General features: G+C 67.8%; 16 protein-coding genes. 9 read left to right on the top strand and 7 right to left on the bottom strand.

All coding sequences use genetic code 11. The annotated features are described in order from the left end of the window. Nucleotides 1–274: 274 nt before the first annotated feature. The 4 genes from AB0E94_RS28515 (at nt 275) to AB0E94_RS28500 (ending at nt 5,196) form a co-directional block, all read left to right on the top strand. Nucleotides 275–1,360 carry an MBL fold metallo-hydrolase gene (locus AB0E94_RS28515; RefSeq protein ID WP_360332010.1) on the top strand — a complete coding sequence of 362 codons (1,086 nt, stop codon included), beginning with the start codon at nt 275–277 and terminating at the stop codon, nt 1,358–1,360. Nucleotides 1,361–1,367: 7 nt separating this feature from the next. Then, a complete protein-coding gene (locus AB0E94_RS28510; protein WP_360332007.1) occupies nt 1,368–3,173 on the top strand; it encodes an amidohydrolase in 1,806 nt (601 codons plus the stop codon). 99 nt (nt 3,174–3,272) lie between these two features. Further along, nucleotides 3,273–3,779, top strand: a complete 507-nt coding sequence (locus AB0E94_RS28505) for a MarR family transcriptional regulator (protein WP_360332004.1) — start codon at nt 3,273–3,275, stop codon at nt 3,777–3,779. 298 nt (nt 3,780–4,077) lie between these two features. After that, on the top strand, nt 4,078–5,196 hold the full coding sequence (locus AB0E94_RS28500; RefSeq protein WP_360332001.1) for a hypothetical protein: 1,119 nt from the start codon (nt 4,078–4,080) through the stop codon (nt 5,194–5,196). A gap of 75 nt (nt 5,197–5,271) precedes the next feature. Here the strand turns inward: AB0E94_RS28500 and AB0E94_RS28495 are convergent, their stop codons facing one another. Both AB0E94_RS28495 and AB0E94_RS28490 read right to left on the bottom strand, forming a co-directional pair. Further along, entirely contained in the window at nt 5,272–6,303 is a 1,032-nt protein-coding gene (locus AB0E94_RS28495) for a hypothetical protein (RefSeq protein ID WP_360331998.1), read from the bottom strand. A 294-nt stretch (nt 6,304–6,597) separates the two neighbouring features. Further along, the gene (locus AB0E94_RS28490) at nt 6,598–7,419 is read right to left on the bottom strand and encodes a hypothetical protein (RefSeq protein WP_360331995.1); all 822 of its coding nucleotides are present in this window, start codon (nt 7,417–7,419) and stop codon (nt 6,598–6,600) included. A gap of 503 nt (nt 7,420–7,922) precedes the next feature. Between AB0E94_RS28490 and AB0E94_RS28485 the strand changes: the two genes are divergently transcribed. Beyond that, nucleotides 7,923–9,167 carry an HDOD domain-containing protein gene (locus tag AB0E94_RS28485; RefSeq protein ID WP_360331992.1) on the top strand — a complete coding sequence of 415 codons (1,245 nt, stop codon included), beginning with the start codon at nt 7,923–7,925 and terminating at the stop codon, nt 9,165–9,167. Nucleotides 9,168–9,267: 100 nt separating this feature from the next. Here AB0E94_RS28485 and AB0E94_RS28480 read toward each other — a convergent pair whose 3' ends face one another. Continuing rightward, nucleotides 9,268–10,002: a methyltransferase domain-containing protein gene (locus AB0E94_RS28480; RefSeq protein ID WP_360331989.1), complete on the bottom strand. Its 735-nt coding sequence runs from the start codon at nt 10,000–10,002 to the stop codon at nt 9,268–9,270. Nucleotides 10,003–10,355: 353 nt separating this feature from the next. Here AB0E94_RS28480 and AB0E94_RS28475 point away from each other — a divergent pair, with 353 nt between their 5' ends. Beyond that, nucleotides 10,356–10,985, top strand: a complete 630-nt coding sequence (locus tag AB0E94_RS28475; RefSeq protein ID WP_360331986.1) for a hypothetical protein — start codon at nt 10,356–10,358, stop codon at nt 10,983–10,985. A 558-nt stretch (nt 10,986–11,543) separates the two neighbouring features. Here AB0E94_RS28475 and AB0E94_RS28470 read toward each other — a convergent pair. The 3 genes from AB0E94_RS28470 to AB0E94_RS28460 form a co-directional block, all read right to left on the bottom strand. After that, nucleotides 11,544–12,107 carry a hypothetical protein gene (locus AB0E94_RS28470; protein WP_360331983.1) on the bottom strand — a complete coding sequence of 188 codons (564 nt, stop codon included), beginning with the start codon at nt 12,105–12,107 and terminating at the stop codon, nt 11,544–11,546. 353 nt (nt 12,108–12,460) lie between these two features. Continuing rightward, on the bottom strand, nt 12,461–13,168 hold the full coding sequence (locus AB0E94_RS28465; RefSeq protein ID WP_360331980.1) for a class F sortase: 708 nt from the start codon (nt 13,166–13,168) through the stop codon (nt 12,461–12,463). Beyond that, a complete protein-coding gene (locus AB0E94_RS28460) occupies nt 13,165–13,989 on the bottom strand; it encodes a DUF4397 domain-containing protein (RefSeq protein WP_360331977.1) in 825 nt (274 codons plus the stop codon). Before AB0E94_RS28460 ends, AB0E94_RS28465 begins: the two co-directional genes overlap by 4 nt. A gap of 154 nt (nt 13,990–14,143) precedes the next feature. Between AB0E94_RS28460 and AB0E94_RS28455 the strand changes: the two genes are divergently transcribed. The 3 genes from AB0E94_RS28455 (at nt 14,144) to AB0E94_RS28445 (ending at nt 16,074) form a co-directional block, all read left to right on the top strand. Continuing rightward, nucleotides 14,144–14,728, top strand: coding sequence for a sigma-70 family RNA polymerase sigma factor (locus AB0E94_RS28455; RefSeq protein WP_360331974.1), 585 nt, complete (start codon nt 14,144–14,146; stop codon nt 14,726–14,728). Then, nucleotides 14,682–15,404 carry an anti-sigma factor gene (locus AB0E94_RS28450; RefSeq protein ID WP_360331971.1) on the top strand — a complete coding sequence of 241 codons (723 nt, stop codon included), beginning with the start codon at nt 14,682–14,684 and terminating at the stop codon, nt 15,402–15,404. Before AB0E94_RS28455 ends, AB0E94_RS28450 begins: the two co-directional genes overlap by 47 nt. Before the next feature lie 298 nt (nt 15,405–15,702). Beyond that, nucleotides 15,703–16,074 (top strand): DUF1801 domain-containing protein, encoded by a 372-nt coding sequence (locus AB0E94_RS28445; RefSeq protein WP_360331968.1) that lies wholly within the window; start codon nt 15,703–15,705, stop codon nt 16,072–16,074. Nucleotides 16,075–16,116: 42 nt separating this feature from the next. Here the strand turns inward: AB0E94_RS28445 and AB0E94_RS28440 are convergent. Beyond that, the coding region (locus tag AB0E94_RS28440) for a tetratricopeptide repeat protein (RefSeq protein WP_360331965.1) at nt 16,117–16,867 on the bottom strand (751 nt) is incomplete at its 5' end.

The raw sequence follows: 16,867 nt of genomic DNA, 5'->3' as shown, positions 1-16,867 counted from the left end.
GCAACAGGGTCACCGAGGCCAGGCGCCTATACGGGTGCACCATCCGGTGGACCGGGGACCTGCGCAGATCTCCCGTCACTTCGCACTGGCTGGCGTGGCCCTCGCGTAAGCGGGGGAGTGCGCCCCAAGCGCCGCCGCGCCGCTGATCGAGGGCTTCGGCCGACGTGGCCGACTCGCTCTACCTGGGCTTACCTGTGCAGGAAGTCAACAGTTGCGAGTGCGAATGGTTCGTGCCAGTATCATTCGAGTACGAACTACTTTGGTTGGAGACGCGATGAGTCAGGAACTGACACGCAGGAACATGCTCCGTGGGACGGCTGCCGTGGCCGCCGGCGCGGCGACCGTGGGGATACTGCCCACGGCGGCCCACGCGAGCGCGGAGAACCCCGGCTACGTCGTCGACGGTCTCGACGCCGCGAGTTACCTGCGGCTTCCGGAGTCGGCGAAGATGCCAGCGTTCACCGAGAAGGGCTACCTGCTCGACGACCTCGGCGGCGGCGCCTACGGCGTACGTACCGCCGGCGGCTCCAACTCGATGTTCCTGGTCACCGGCGACGGCGTCGTCGTCGCCGACGCCCCGAACGGCGCACTCGTCAAGGCCGCCATCGCCGAAGTGACCAGACTGCCGGTCACCCACTTCATCTACAGCCACTCCCACGGCGACCACACCGGCGGCGCGGCCGCGTTCCGCACCGCGAACCGCAAGGGCACCAGCCCGGTCTACATCGCGCACGAGCTGGCCGCGCAGCGCATCCGGCGGGCCGCCGACCCGCGCCGGCCCGTCCCGACCAAGACCTTCGACGACGACAGGTACGTGCTCCGCACCGGCGGCGAACGTCTCGTCCTGAGCCACCACGGCAACTTCCACTCCCCGGGCGACCTGTTCATCTCCGCACCCCGGCAGAAGGTGCTGATGCTCGTCGACGTGATCGCGCCGCGCTACGCGCCGTACTTCCAGCTCGGCCACACCCCCGACATCCCGCTCTACATGGGCGTCGCCAAGACGGTGCTCGGCTACCAGTTCGACACCTTCGTCGGCGGGCACGCCTACCACTACGGCACCCGGCAGGACATCGCCACCTACGGCCGGTACCTCGACGACCTGTACCAGACCGCCCGCAAGGTCTTCATCGAATCCCGGGTCGACTTCAGCAAACTGGAGCCCGGCAACGCCTGGGGTGGATCTCAGCTGTTCTACGCGACTCTCGCCCGGCAGACCGCCGAGCAGATGCCGAAACACTGGCTGACCGAGCTCGCCGGCGCCGACCTGTACATCGAGGGCAGCGCCCGTGTCCTGCTGTACAGCTTCTGGACCGACTACGCCCCGTTCCCCGGCGGCCCGAACGACCCCAACCGGTAACCGCGCCATGCCCGACAAGACTCCCTCCGGCCCCCGTATCTCCCGGCGGGGAGCGCTGGCGATCACCGGCGCCGGCGCCGTCGCAGCCGCGGGAATGCCACTGCCGGCCACCGCACGAGCCGCGAAACCGGCGGCCGACGTGATCCTGGTCAACGGCCGCATCACCACACTCGACCGCAGCAGACCCACCGTGTCCGGGCTCGCGATCACCGACGGGCGGATCGTCGCCACCGGCGACGACCACCAGGTCCGCAGGCTCGCCGGCCCCGGCACGCGGGTGATCGACCTGCGAGGCCGCCGGGTCGTCCCCGGCCTGAACGACTCGCACACCCACCTGATCCGGGAAGGGCTCATCTACACCAGCGAACTGTCGCTGGCCGGCGTCACCTCGGTGGCCGACGCCCTGCGGCTGATCAGGTTCCAGGCCGACCGTACCCCGGCGCCGCAGTGGATCCGGGTCGTCGGCAGCTTCACCAAATGGCAGTTCCGGGAGAAGCGCCTGCCGACTCTCGCCGAACTCAACGCCGCGGTCCCGGACAAACCGGTGCTGCTGCTGCACCTGTACGACCGGGCGCTGCTGAACCAGACCGCGGTGCGGCTGCTGGGGATCACCCGGAACACCCCGGCCCCGCCCGGCGGCCACATCGAGGTGGACGCCGCCGGCAACCCGACCGGACTGCTGCTGGCCAGCCCAAGCCCGGTCCTGCTGAACGCCACCCTGGCACAATTGCCCACGCTCGACCCGGACAGCCAGGTCCTGTCCACCCGGCTCTACCTGCGCCACCTGAACGCCCGCGGCGTCACCAGCATCACCGACGCCGCCGGCGGGGGCACCCTCTACCCCGACCACTACCGGGTCGTCCGGCAACTGCATGCGCGCGGTGAACTGACGGTCCGCATCGGATACCACCTCTACCCACGCTCGCGGGGCACCGAACTCGACGACTTCCGGCAGTTCGTCGCCACGACCAGACCGGGCGGTGACGGCTTCTTCACCATGGCCGGAGCCGGCGAGGTCGTGGTGTTCGACGCGGTCGACTTCGAGAACTTCGAGTACCCGCGGCCCGACCTGGCCCCCACCATGGACGCTCAGCTGCGCGACATCCTGTCGCTGTTCGCCGAGCACGAATGGCCGTTCCGGCTGCACGCCACCTACGACGAGTCCGCGACACGGTTGCTGAACGTCATCGAGCAGCTGCACGGCCCGTCCGGGCCCGCCGCCGGCTTCATCATCGACCACGGCGAGACGCTGACCGCCCCCACGATCGACCGCATCGCCGCCCTCGGCGGCAACATCGCCGTACAACACCGGATGGCGTTCCAAGGCGAGACCTTCCAGCAGCGGTACGGCGTACGGGCGGCCGCGCACACACCTCCGATCCGCCGGTTCCTGCGCAGCGGCATCCCGGTCGGCCTCGGAACCGACGCGACCCGGGCGGCCAGCGATAACCTCTGGATTGCGTTGTACTGGATCACCACCGGCCGCACGCTGGGCGGCACCCGCCTCTACCGGCCGGACAACACCCTGGACCGGGTCGAGGCGCTGCGCCTGCTGACCCAGGGCAGCGCCGCCCTGTCGAAGGAGGGCCACCTCAAGGGCACCCTGACTCCAGGATTCTTCGCCGACCTGGCGGTACTCACCGAGGACTACCTGACGGTGCCGGACTCACGAATCCCGGGTATCGAGTCGGTGCTGACCATGGTCGGTGGCCGGATCGTGCACGCCGCCGCAGAGTTCCGCGGCCTGAACCCGCCGCTACCCGCCGTACAACCGTCGTATTCGCCGTTGCTGACCGGAGCCAACCGGCTCTGATCCACTGCGGTGCCCGGGCGTTCTCGCCCGGGCACCGGGGACTTTACTTCGAGCAAGAACGGTATGAACACGGATGGTCCGCATGTGTACGCTCACGGTGTGGCATCCGAGAACTTCGCCGAACACGCCTTCCTCACCCTGCTCAAAGGCCATCCGCTCCTCGTGAACCATCTCGATGCGGCCCTGCGCAAAGACGCGGAGCTGTCGCTCATCGAGTACGGGATGCTCGTGACCCTGTCCGAGGCGCCCGAGCGGAGACTGACGATGGCCGAACTGGCCCGCGCCGTGGTCTACAGCCGCAGCGGGCTCACCACGCTGGTCGACTCCCTCGAACGCCGTGGCCTGATCGTCCGCGAGCGCAGCCAGACCGACCGCCGATCCTGGTACACCACGCTCACCGACGACGGACTCACCGCTCGGCGGGCCGCCGAGCCGGTCTACACGGGTTTCCTGCACGACCACGTCCTCGCCCACCTCACCCCCGAACGGGCCGAGGCGATCGCCGCCGTCTACGGCGCCGTCATCGCCGACCTCGCCCCGGACTGGCCCGAACTACGGCAATACCATCCCTCCGAGCAGCCGACAGCCATCCCACATGAGTCCTGACATGCGGAAAGGCGCCGATACCGCGGCCTGAGTCGCTGGACGCCACGATCTCGGCGACCGTGGTCAGCGCCCCGGAGCCGACCAGCCTCTCGTACCCGGCGCGATCGCCGCGTTGCAGATACATTGACGACTGTTGGTTGTGCGGGACGGTTAGTCTCGGGAGTCATCCGGATGGCGTGCACCGGCCAGGGCCGATAGGAACCCGCGGATGGAGACAGGCGAGCGGTCGTGGTTTCGCAGGCGACGCCCTTCGCCAGCCGCGCTGAGTGGGCCGAACCCGGCGATTGCCGAGCCGCGAGTGCCGCGAAACTTGACCCCGGCAGCGGAGCCGGACGATGGCGTCGGCGGCGGGGAACGCCAGGTGGTGCACGTGGTGCGGTCCTGGGGCTCGTGGACTGATGCCTACCGGGTGCGCGTCAACGCCTCCGGCGAGTTGACGCCGGGGCAGAAAGACTTCCTGCTCGGGAGCCGGGGCAACAGCAGAGTAGGCCTGATCGCCGCCACCGTCGCGGTGACGACGCCGGCCATGCTGGTCGCATGGCCGCCCGATCCACTCACGGCCACCGCACTGTCTCTGGTGAGTGCCGCAGCCGCCGCCACGACGATTCGCATCGGATACCTGCGGCTGCGGTTCCTGGCCCGGTCGGCCCGGCTGCGCCGCAAACGGGTCGCCACCGGACTCGGCAAGATCAACAGGGCTGCCGAGGGCGCTTTCGTGGGCACCCGGCGTATCCCGGCCCTGCCTTCGACGCTGCCGCTGCCGCCCGACGGCTGGTACCGGCTCGCCTGGCTGGAACCCGCCGGGGGAGGTCGCCCGATCCTGCTGTCGGCCGGTCCGGCGCAGCTACCGGCACCGGATCCACAACCCCCACCGCCACCGCCAGCAGTGACTGTTCCGAACGATCTCCTGGAGGGGAAGCTGACCGCGGCGCAACGGCGAGCGCAACGCCGTGGCCTGTGGGGCTGGACGCTGCCGCGAGTAGCCGGCCTCATCGCGTCCGGCGGGGCCCTGCTGGCCTGCATCGCAGCGGTGGTCACCGCACCGACCTTCGGCGACGTGGTGGGCACCCTGATCGGCAGCGGCGCGGTTCTGTGCCTCTCCGGCATGGGCCTGGCGAGCGTGCTCGCCACAGTGCGGGAGGACCACGGCCGGATGCTCGCCTTGCACGGGGAGGTTCCCGTGCTGCGCGCCGCCGGTCCGATCGACCTCGACTGGGCCGACCGCGAGGGCTGGTACCTGCAGATCGACGGCAAGACCCTACTGATCACCGAGGCGATGGCGGCCGAACTGCGCGTACCCGGCCGGTACGACGTCTACTACCTCCCCGACCACCTGGCACGACCCGGCCGGGCCGTGCTGCACATCGAGGCCCTGGCCGCGCCGAACGAGCCCGATGATCAGGCCGAGACGGACTGACGCGAGTTTCAACCGATGCGGCGTGGCGGGTGGCCGGGTGGTTGTGACGCAGTCGCCCTTGCCCTGACCCCGACCTCAGTAAATGGAGACATCGAGCTTTCTCGCCAGGTTGGCCAACTGCTTTCGCAGATGCTTCCATTCGGATGGCGATACGACAATCGGCAGTCCCCAACCGTCCGGCATCGCTCCGGGTTCGCCGCCGGTCGGCCCGCCGTATACCCGGTCCAGAGTGTTGGCGAGTGCAGCGATGTCGAGGATGGTGTCCACCGCAATCTCGACTCTCTTCAGTTTCATTGCGCAGGTCGCCAGGGCCAATCCGGCACGTACCACATCGGGAATGCCGTTCGGGAGAGTCTTCATCCGGTGCTCGGTGAACAGCGTCATGGCCGTCGCGGCAAAACCGCGGGCGTTGTAGGCATCGCGGCGTGCGAGAAAGTGCTCGGCCATCATCAGCACGCAGTATGCGTAGTAGCCGTTCTCAGTGTCGTCGAGTTGATCAGCATGATCCAGATAACTCTCAGTGGCCGCGGTGGCCGCGTCGATCGCCGAGCGGCGCCGCCCCAACCTGGCCAGCAGCACTGCTTGCAGGGCGAACCGTGCCGTCAACTGCCGGTCCGGGGCGGTGGCCAGGCGGCCGGCCCAGGTCGAGGCAAGGTACACGCTGACATCGGCCGTGCGATTGCGGTCCAGCCGGCGCTCGATTTCGTCCTGGTACCTGTCGCTGATCGACGGATCCAGCAGAGAGTCCGCCCGGCGTGGCACAGCCGGGTGCCAATCTCGTGGTGTTGTCGCGTCCGGCGCGGCGTCAGACTCGCCAGTCGGGTTGCCGGCCGTGAGGTGTTCGCGGTTGATCGACGCGAGCAGTTCCTCGGTGTAGGCCTCCGGGTCCTCAGGAGGTTCGGTACCGGTCGCCTCGACCTCGTCGATCACCTCGCTCAGTTGCGCCTGAGCCGTCTCGAGCAGAGGCTGGTAGGACGAGTCCGAGGCCGCCTTCAGCCGGTAGACGTGCTCTATCACGGCAGCGAGGGTGCCGGCCGCACGATAGTCACCAGCGGCCCGATATCGATCGATGTGTTCCTGGAGATACGACTGTTCCGGCTCCGGCATGGAACACGCCCTTCACCGTCATCAATGGACTTGGATGCTTCGCGATGTTGAACCACTGTGCTGCTTATCGGTTTACCGGCCTTGAGGTCGGGGTCGAGGTCAGGGCGATTGCGTAGTCCGGCGGTAGGGGCTCTGATGGTCATCGGCTGGCATGAGCGGGGTGATGTCAAAAGTCGCGGAAGCGAGAACACCGCCGATCACGCGGTGCAAAACGCACGGTCACACGACATCGAGAATTGCGGAGAGACGAGGGTTGCGCCCAGGTCTGCCAACTCTCAGCGCCGGCCGTTGTTGCTATTTCTCGCGCAGTACCGCAAGCCACTCGGCCATCCGCGACTTGACCATTGCCTCGGTGAACACCTCCGGTGTGTACGCGGCCGCAGACGCGCGCGCCTGCCCTGGTGGCACCGGCGGCACGACTACCAGGGGAAGTCGCCGCGCCACTGCCGCAGCGCTCCTGAGCATCGTCAGCATCTGTGGTGCCTCAGTCGCAGTGACCGGGGTGCTGTCGGCGATCAGGAGCACCAGCCTGATGTAGGTCATGGCGCTATATCGTGTGCCTATGCTGGCTTCGCGGTAGAAGGCCGCCGCCCGGCGCAGCGCCGGTCCGCCTTCCGGGTCGCCGATCAGATGCATCGCCCGGCCGTAACGGCCGTAGCCGTCGGCGAGGACCAGCGGGGGATAGTCGTCGGTCACCCCCTCGTACGCCCTGATGGCCGGCGCGTGGCCACGAGCCGCTTCGGCGTCACCGGCCCGGGCGTGCAGCTCACACAGCAACAAGTCCAGCGACGGCACCATCAAGGCCTCATCGTCGTTGGCCGGCGACTCGTGCAGAATCGCCAACGCCTCGCTCGCATCACCGATCGCGCCGCTGATGTCGTCCATGGCCTCACGGATCAACGCGCGGTCCCATAGGCGATCCGCCAGGACACCTGGCCCCATCGGGTCATCACGGCGCCGTGCGGCGACCTTGCGCGTATTGGCCACCGTCCAGTCCGCCCATCGGATGGCATGCCCCATCATGTCGTCATTCAGCGCGTGTTTCGCCTGCTCGGCCTGGTAGTCGGCATCCCTGGCAAGGTCATTGGTGGACTCCCGGAGAAATCTGTTGAACACCTGGCCTCCAAGGTCACGATCTGCGACGGCCCCGGGTCACCTGTGCCCGGTTCGATGGGCAGCCCGTCCCATTGAGCGGCAGCAGATGCCTACTGAAACAGACGCAGCCGACAGGCCCGGCGACCATGACGGACACGCTACTCGACCAATTGACAACCGTCGAAGACCGCCGCGCAGGATGCCTCCCGCGAGCTGCGTCCGGCCGCGGCGGCGGCCGCGCGGGCGTGGGCCGGCTGTCAGCAGGCGGTAGCGCCGCAGTTGTTCCCGGCCGGCGACTTTGCCGCAGCGCTGCGGATCCGGCGTCGGCTCGATGTCGTCCGCGAAGTCCTTGCCGTCGGCAGGTCGACGATGACGACCTTGAGAGGTGGACAGCCTCGGAATGCCGTTCCGACTGCGCTTCGACGTAATGCCTGCCCTGGGGGTCACGAGGTTCGCCGCAGCGGCCACGGGTGGCGTCAAGATCGGGCAAGCTGTGTGCAGGAGCCAGACGAGAAAGGCGGGCCATGCAGGGCAACAGCGGCGATCCCCGTGCGGTGGACAGCACGCACCAGGTACATGTCGCCCGGCAGCCGATCTTCGGCCAGGAAGACGCCGTGATCGGCTACGAGCTGCTGTTCCGCGGCCGATGGGACGACGTCGAGGCCTCCCAGCGCGGCACCTTCGCCACCAGCCAGGTCATCGTCACCGCGTTCACCGAGTTCGGCCTGTCCGAGGTCGTCCGCGATCGGCTGTGTTTCATCAACCTCACCCGTGAGTTCCTCGTCGGTGACCTGACGCTGCCGTTCGGCCCGGAGCAGGTGGTCCTCGAGGTCCTGGAGACCATCACCGTCGACGACGACGTGCTCGCCGGCGTCACCAGCCTGGCCGACGCCGGCTACCGCATCGCGCTCGACGACTTCGTCTGGGGCCTGGGCCACGACCAGCTCTTCGCACTCGCCTCCTACGTCAAACTCGACCTGCTCGATGGCGACCTCACCAACCTCGCCGACACCGTCGCCGTGTGCCGCCGCCACCCGCAGATCCAGCTCGTCGCCGAACGCCTGGAAACCGCCGAGCACATCGCCCTCGCCGACCGGTACGGCTGCGAACTGCGCCAGGGATACGCACTGAGCCGCCCGCACGTGCTGAGCACCATGACCCTGTCAGCGTCGAAGCTACGCCGCCTCGAACTGCTCACCCTGCTACACGCCACCGACACCGACATGGACCGGGTCTGCCAGCTCATCTGCACCGACACCGCCCTGGCCATGCGCGTGCTGCGCGCCTGCAACAGCGCCGCCGCCGGTCTGCCCCACCGCCTGTCGTCCGTACCCCAGGCGGTGGTCCTGCTCGGCATCTCCCGCATCCGCCAATGGGCCGCACTCATGATCGCCAGCGACGTCACCGGCGCGTCCGACGACCAACTGGATCAGGCACTGGTGCGGGCCCAGTTCTGCCACCGCCTCGCCCCACAGTTCGACGTCGCGCAGCCCACAGCCTTCCTGCTCGGCCTGCTCACCGGCGTCGCCGACCTGCTCGGCATGCAACGATCCGACCTGGCCACACAGATGCCACTCGCCGACGACGTCGCCGCAGCACTACGCGGCGAGGACAGCGCCCTCGCCCAGGTCCTGCACGCCGTCGAAGCCTACGAGAACGCCGACATCACTGCTTTGGCAGCAACCCCCGTGGACCTGGGCACCGTCGGCCCGGCCTACCTCGACATGCTGCGCTGGTCGCATCAACTACTGTCGGCTGTCGAGACCTGACCAGACCGGCCGGATACCGCCCCTCGCACCGCCGACCCGGGGCCGGTGCGTGTCAGCCGATTCAACGCGCATTGCGCGGATGAGGCATCAGCTCAAGACGTCAGCGACCGAGTACGAGGTATGCGAAACCGAAGACGCCGCGGTAGACGCCGACGTATTCGCGTAGCCGGACATCGAGTTCGTCTCGGAGCGCAGCCGCTCGGGGATCATCAGGATGACGCAGCAACCACTCCTGCCGACCGGCGAGCCACGTCGACTCGAAGTCGTCCCATTCCCGCTGGTCGGCAACGCTCATGTGCAGGACCCGCCAGCCCAGCGATCGGGCATCCTCGATGAGATCGGGGAGCGACATGATTCCCGGGCCGATGATCTCGGTCGCCTCTGTTGTCGGCGGACGCTCCCAGAACCCGTCACCGAACAGCAGACGGCCGCCTGGCCGGACGAGGGCGGCGAGCGACTTGAGCGCCGCAGATGTTCCTCCGAACGCGTGAGAGGCGCCAACACACAAGACCCGGTCCGCGGGCTCCCGCCACGCTGTCGCTTCCTGCGTCAGGAATGTGACCCGCTGGTCAAGTGACCGCTCGGCAGCGAGCGTACGGCCGCGCGCCAACGCCGCACCATCGGTGTCCACGCCGGTCCCCGTTGTCGAGCCAGTGCCATCGGCACCGACTGCCTGCAACAACAGTTCGCCCCAGCCGCATCCGAGGTCCACCACTCGGGCACCGGCGGGAATGCCAAGCCGATGGAGAAGGAGATCGGCGTGGGCCTGTGAAAGCGGCGTGTTCCAGCGCATCCGCTCATAGCGTGCGGAGGACAGTTCGTCGATTGAAGACATCGCGCCAGTGTGCCGGGCAACCGATCCGCGGCATACCGCATTTACTTCTGCTCCCAGTGCCCTCCATTGGCAGACAAGTCGCTTTATGCCACAAGATAGTCACTGTGCGTGAGTCGTGCCGGCGGTTGTCCGCTGCCAGCGAAGTTGGCCCGGTACGACGCCATGACCAGGGCGGATCAGAATGGGTGACACGGCTGGCTCTATGTCGCAACTCGCTGTGGCGGGCGGCGGTGAGCTCGGTTTGTGTCACTGAACCTGATCCGATGCTTGAACGAGCCGGGTGGAGGTTCGGGCGTAGCGATGAGGTGATGAATGCGGTCGCCAGCGTCGCCTTCGGCCCGTAGCCTCATACGATGATCACGCTGACGCCGGTGCTGGAGCGGTGGTCTGCTGACTGCCCGTTCTGGCCGGCCGAGCAGACTGACTTCTATTTCGCGGTTCCGCGAATGCCGACGTTGCAGCAGGTGGGGGCAGTGGTCTGGACGTTAATCGGCCGCAGTGTGACCGCCGATGACCTTTCGATCACCGCGACGGACGCGGTCGAGGCGATCGAAAAGTATCTGGCCTGCGACGACGGAGACTTCGCGCCGGGTGGATTGCAGATGGTCGACGACAACGTCGTCGTCGACCCCGGATGCTGTGTCGGCCTCGACGAATGGCGCGACTGGCTGCGCGTGATCGGCGGTGAGGTGATCGACCTCGGCCATGACCCGGATCCGCTGATTGAGCACCGAGGGCCGGTAGTCCGGGTATGGAAGGACGGCGGCCAGCTTCCTGCGGGGTCGGTTCTCGGCCCGGACGAACCACACATCGACATCCCGCGCCATATCTTGCCGAACCTATTGAATGCGGTTCAGCAGGATCTCGCTGGTTTCCTGACCGCTCTGCGTCCGTGGGTGCAGGGCATTCGCTCCGATCTGGCGGATCCGCTGGCCGCGGCGATGGACCGGCGCCTGCAAATCAGCGAACCTCTCGGCATCTGACACAGCATGTGCTTCTATCCCTTGCCATCCGGCCTCGGGCCGCTGGTGCTGAAAGTCAGCGACATCGGTGCCGGAACCCACGAGCGAAGCCAACCCGGCGATCGGGCCGCTCGCGCACACAAGGTGTCCATTGCCAACGAACGATGTCCGGGTCATCGGACCATGTTCCAGGCCAGGTTCTCGCTATCGAAGGGTGTCCGTCAGGGACGGCGGCGCACCGGCCGCTGCACTTCTGGTGACTCGGAGTGACGCTCTCGCCGCCTCGCTGAAGTGCTGAGATGCCGATGAGAGGGCGTTCTCGGAGCGGCGTCTCGTCGAAATCCTGCGGATCCGGCGGGCTGTTATGCCGGGTGCCGATCGCGCACCTCGCGTGCGGCTGCCACCGTGTCCGCCGCTTTCTCCCGCCGTTCGACTGAATGTCTCGGGCGTTCTGCAGCAACTGTTGAGGCGACTTCCGCAGTCGACCTTCCGGCCGAGGGTTGATGTCAGCGAGCATATTTATCTAGCCGATGAGAGTGCAATCTGCTGCGCACAGGATCCTACGGGTCAATTGCGCTGTCAACCATCGGACTTTTCGCGACCCTGATACCAAGGCGCCTTCATTTGACCGGTGATCCAGGACCGGAGGTATTCCCTTTGATTAAGAGTCTCACGGTAGCCGATTACAACACTCGCGAGACTGGTGAACGCCCCAAATAGCCCGAAGCCGGCTACGGCCAATCCGGTCATTCCGGCGCGCCATCCCTCATCCGTCGCCGAGATGGTCGCGGCGGCTGCGCCGATGAGAAAGATGCTGGTGAATATCCCAAACAAGCAGTAAGTCAGTACCTTCAAGGCCGGATCCCAGCCAAGAAATCCGACGAATGCTGAACCTGAGCCGTCTGAAAGTAGCCGACCTTTCAGTACTGGCCGCCATGTGCTTCTCGTATTCAGCTTCGCAGCTGATCGCCGGATGACGTAACCGGATTCAGGCGGATTGTCTCCCGACATCCAGCGACTGGCAGCCTCGATAGGCATCGGGGATGACAGGGTAATATATTCGCCACGCCAGGCAGCGAGGAGATCGGTAATCCAACCGTGCATGTTAACATTATGTGGCACGGACCAGACCGTGTCGATCACAGAATATGCCCGATCGCTGAGTTTTCCTCGAACGAACGAGGCAACTCTCATGCCGCGATCCGCGGCATCGGCGCTCTCCCGCCGGTAACACAGCGTAAAATTAAGCATCGGGGTTGCCTACGCCGACTCTGGAGTCGCAGCAGCCGATTGGAACGGGCGTAGCGGCTCCTCATGCCGGGTGCCGGTGCCAGTGCCGTCACCCGCTCGGGTCGCTACGGACCAAGTTCAGTGGCACATGGACGGACTTGGCTGGTCCCGCACACGAGGCCTCACTGCCGGCAGCGCATTCTCGTGGGCGCGGTGGCCGCGTCATCGTCCCCGGCGGATGTGGCCGAGGCTCTCGGTGACGGCTGCTATCGGGTGGCGCCGCGCGCCGCGGCGGGGCGGCCGATGGCTGTCACCACGACGTTGTCGCGATAGTGTCTGGTTTCGGGGTCGAACGGGCCACCGCAGGTGATCAGGGTGAGCCGGACCGTGCCGTCGCGGGCGAAGTAGTCCTGCAACGGCACCACGCTCTTCGCGTAGCGCTTACGGGCGACGACCTCGAACTCGCGGGTCTGGCCGCCGGGCCCGGTCAGGGTGACCGGGTCGCCGGCGTCGAGGGTGCCGAGTGCGAAGAACGCGCCTCTGCCTTGGGCGGCGCTGTCGACGTGGCCTGCGATGACGATGGAGCCGGCGTCGGCGGAGAAGCCGGGCCCGTACCGGTACCAGCCGACCCGGTCGACGCTGGGTGGCACAGCGAAGTCACCGGTTGCCGCATCGATGCCGACGGCGTCTACGGTGGCGTCGAGGTCCAGGGCGGGGATCCGTAGCCGGGTGGGTGCCGTGTCGCCGGGGGAGGCGGGAAGGGTGCCGTCGGTGATCGGCACCCGGACCATCGGCGCGGCAGACGCCGTCGGCGCGATCGGGGTGCCGGCGGGCGGGGCGCCGAAGTCCGCGGCCGGCTGCGACCGGCGGACCACCAGAACGGCGGTGAGGGCCAGCATGACACCGAGTACGACCAGGAACGCGGCCCGCCCCGGCGACTGCCGGAGCGGGCCGTTGCGGTGGGAGACGCTCATCGCCGGGCGGTGACCAGCCGGGTCAGGCCGAACACGGCCAGCAGGATCCCGGCGACGCCGACGCCGTACCAGGGCAGAGTGCCGTTGCCGTCGGCGCGGCCGCCGTTGCCGCTGGGCACCCCGCCGGGCGCCGAGTGCAGGCCCTTGATGCTCTGCGACACGATGTCGAGGGTCTTGTCGTCGGCGGAACCCACCGCGTACACGATGGTCGCGGTCCCCTCGGCCAGGTTCAGGTCGGTCGGGCCGAGAACCCGGGTGTCGGTGCCGGCCAGTACGACGTCGGCCGAGACGCTGCCGGCGGCCAGGTCGGTCTTGCCCTCCTTGCCGTTGGTCACGCCCTCGAAGACCGGTTTCCCGCCGGCCCGGATGTCCACGGCGGGCGCGGCCGCGGTGTGCCGCACGATGAGCCGGGCCTCGCCGGCGGCGAGTTTCGAGGTGTCGTTGGCGAACGGCGTCAGCACCGGCTTGCCGCCCTCGTTGAGGTGCGCGACCAGGCTGACGTTCGCGTCGCCGGGAACCGCGGCGTCCTCGACGGTCAGCAGCGCGTCGCCGACCGGGTCTCCGGGCTTGGTCAGGGCGATGTCGTACGAGCCGGCGGGCAGGCTCAGCGGTCCGGCGACCTTGCCGGGCTGGAAGTTCGGGATGGTCTTCTCGCCGTTGACGTAGACGTCCACCGGCTGGCCGGGAATACCGTGCACGACCGTCACCTTCGAGTCGGCCAGGGCGTACGCCGGCGCGGCGGCCAGGACCGCGACACCACCGAAGGCCAGCAGAGACATCGTCGCGACGGTGGCGGCGCGACCGAGAGGCAGAATGCGCATCGGATCTCCTCGAGTGATCGTCGTTGATTGCCTACGCCGGTCCTTCGCTGCCCGGCCGGCGTTCGGATGCAGCGGGGACGAAATTGGCTGCAACCGCCGGGGACCTCACGAGCGAAGTAGTCAGTGAGCACTGGTGATACAGGGAAGGGGGTCGATGAGTTCCGACGATGAGCTCGCCGAGCGGTTACGCGCCGGCGACGAGACGGCATTACGTGAGGTGTACGACCGGCACGGCGCGGCCGTGCTCTATCTGGCCCAGCGCCTGCTGGGTAACCGGGCCGACGCCGAGGACGTCACCCAGGTGACGTTCGTGGCAGCCTGGACCGGCCGGGACGGTTTCGATCCGCAGCGCGGCACGATCCTGGGCTGGTTGCTCGGCATCGCTCGCCGCAAGACCGTGGACCGGATCCGGGCCGCCGCCCGCGACCAGCGCACGACCGAGACCGTCCAGGCCCAGCAACCGCCGGCGGCCGCGCCCGACGAGGAGACACCGGAACACGTCGTCGACAGGCTCGTCGTCGCCGACGAGATGAAACGGCTGCCCGAAGAGCAGCGACGCACACTGGAGCTGGCGTTCTTCGACGACCTGAGCCATCCACAGATAGCGGCGGTCACCGGACTGCCGCTCGGCACGGTCAAAAGCCATATCCGGCGCGGAATGGCAAACCTGCGACGCCGTTGGGAGGTGGACGGTGCAACATCTGGATCCCGATCGACTGGTCCTTCTCGCGCTCTCTGAAGAACTCGAGGAGCCGACCGAGATCGATCACCTGGAACACTGCGCCGACTGCCGGCGGGAGATGCGCGCGTTGCGGGACGTCGCCGAGATCGGCGCGCAGACCGGTGAGATCCGTGACCTGCCCGCCCCTCCGGAGCACGTCTGGCAGGCCATCGAGGCCGGCATCACGGCCCCGCAGGCACCGGCCGGATCAGCGGCGCCGGTCGTTGACCTCGCCCGGCACCAGTCCCGGCGAACCCGGCCCCGCTGGCTGGCGCCGGTGCTCGCCGCAGCCGCGGCCACAGTGCTCGCGGTGGCCGGCACGGTCGGCTTCGACCGGATCATCGACCGGACGCCCGACAACCAAGTGACCGCCCGGGCCACGCTCACTCCTTTGGCGACGGTTCCGCCCAACGCGGGCGGTGACGTGCAGGTGCTCGCCGACGGGCAACTGCGCATCGACGTACGAAATCTGCCGTTGACCTCGGGTTTTCATGAGGTGTGGCTGCTCGATCCGGACACGCCGGGCAAGATGGTGGCCGTCGGGAACCTGCCCGGTAAAGCCGAAGCGGTGCTGACCGTGCCGGCGGGCACCGACCTGAACCGGTACCGGCTCGTCGACGTCAGCGACGAACCCCACGACGGCGACGCCACCCATTCCGGCAAGAGTCTGCTGCGCGGAACTCTCACGAAATAGCCGCATCCATTCACGGGGCGCCGAGCGAGGTACGGGTGGTGGCTGTCGGAGCCACCACCCGTACCGATCGGAAATGAGGTTCGACGATGAGGTTCACCCGTCTCGGCAGGAAGGCCGCCGCAGTCGCCACCGCCGCGATCGTCGCGTCCGCTCTGGGTGCCGCCTCCGCACAGGCAGCCGGGAACAAAGCCGCTGAAGACCAAGTCCCTCGCCGCGGTGCTGACCGCGGACCCCAGCGGCTTCGACCACAACGGCCACTGCGGGCGCTGAGCCGAACGGGGCGTGCCACACTGGCGCCATGGCCAGACCTCAGACGGTCGACGAGTACATCGACGGCTTCACCGGACCCGGCCGCGAGCTGCTTGAGCAGCTGCGGGCACTGGCCCACGAGGCGGTTCCGGAGGCGAGCGAGGCGATCAAGTGGGGCTATCCGGCGTGGGTGCACCCCTCCGGAACGATCCTCTTCATGGTCAGTGGACACGCTAGACACGCAAGCGTCGCGTTCACGCCCAGCACTCGCCAGGGGTTCGATGCCCAGCTCGCCGGCTTTGCCACGGGCAAGGGCACGGTCAAACTCCCATACGGCCAACCTGTGCCGGGCGACTTGTTGCGCCGGATGATCGCATTTCGGGTACGCGAGCACGAGGACGATGGCGTGCTGTGGATGTGACCGTGTTGTCCTACACAGTCGACTCGACGGCCGTGGGACACGTCAGCCGATCTCCGATGCGGCCTCGGAGTGCGCAGCGAGATCGGCGAGGTGGATCCGGACCTCGTCGGCCTCCGGCAGGCCGAACTCCTCGTATGTGGCCAGCGCCGCAGTGAGGTGCTCGCGGGCGAGGTCTGGATCCCCGAGAGCGCGGTGCGCCAGCCCCAGCCCCTTGTGGGCCCGTGCCTGCTGGCCGCGGTCGCCGGAGTCGAGCGCGGCCACATGCACGGCGAGGGCCTCTGCCGGGCGGTTCCCGGCAAGGGCGGTCTCGCCGAGTCTGTTCAGCGCCCATGGCATGCCGTCCTGGTAGCCGAGCTCCCGAAACAGGGCCAGAGCCGCCTGGAAATGCACGGCTGCATTCTCGATCCGGCCCGACCGCAGCTCGACACCGCCGATTCCATCCAGCGCCCACGCCTCACCGGCCTGGCTGCCGACCTCCCGGAACGCGCCGAGCGCCGCACGGTGATACGCCGTGGCGCTGTCGAGGTCTCCGCGACGTGCCTCGACACGGCCGAGGTTGTAGAGGGCGAAGCCCTCGCCCTCTCGGTCGCCGGCCTGGCGAAACGTTGTCACCGCGGTCCCGATGTGCTTCGCGGCCTGATCGATCCGGCCGAGTCGCTGTTCCACGTGGCCGAGGCTGGTCAACGACCGCGCTGCCGCTAGGCCGTGTTTCGTATGGGCTGTTGGGGCCTGGGTGTGATGGATGTCCGGTGTGGCGGTGATCGATAAAGGTTGAGGTCTCCGGTAAGTGGGT

The organism is Actinoplanes sp. NPDC026670 (assembly GCF_040638175.1).
Classification (GTDB): Bacteria; Actinomycetota; Actinomycetes; order Mycobacteriales; family Micromonosporaceae; genus Actinoplanes.
The sequence above is the reverse complement of the archived record's forward strand: the minus strand, read 5'-3'. Positions and strand labels throughout refer to the sequence as shown.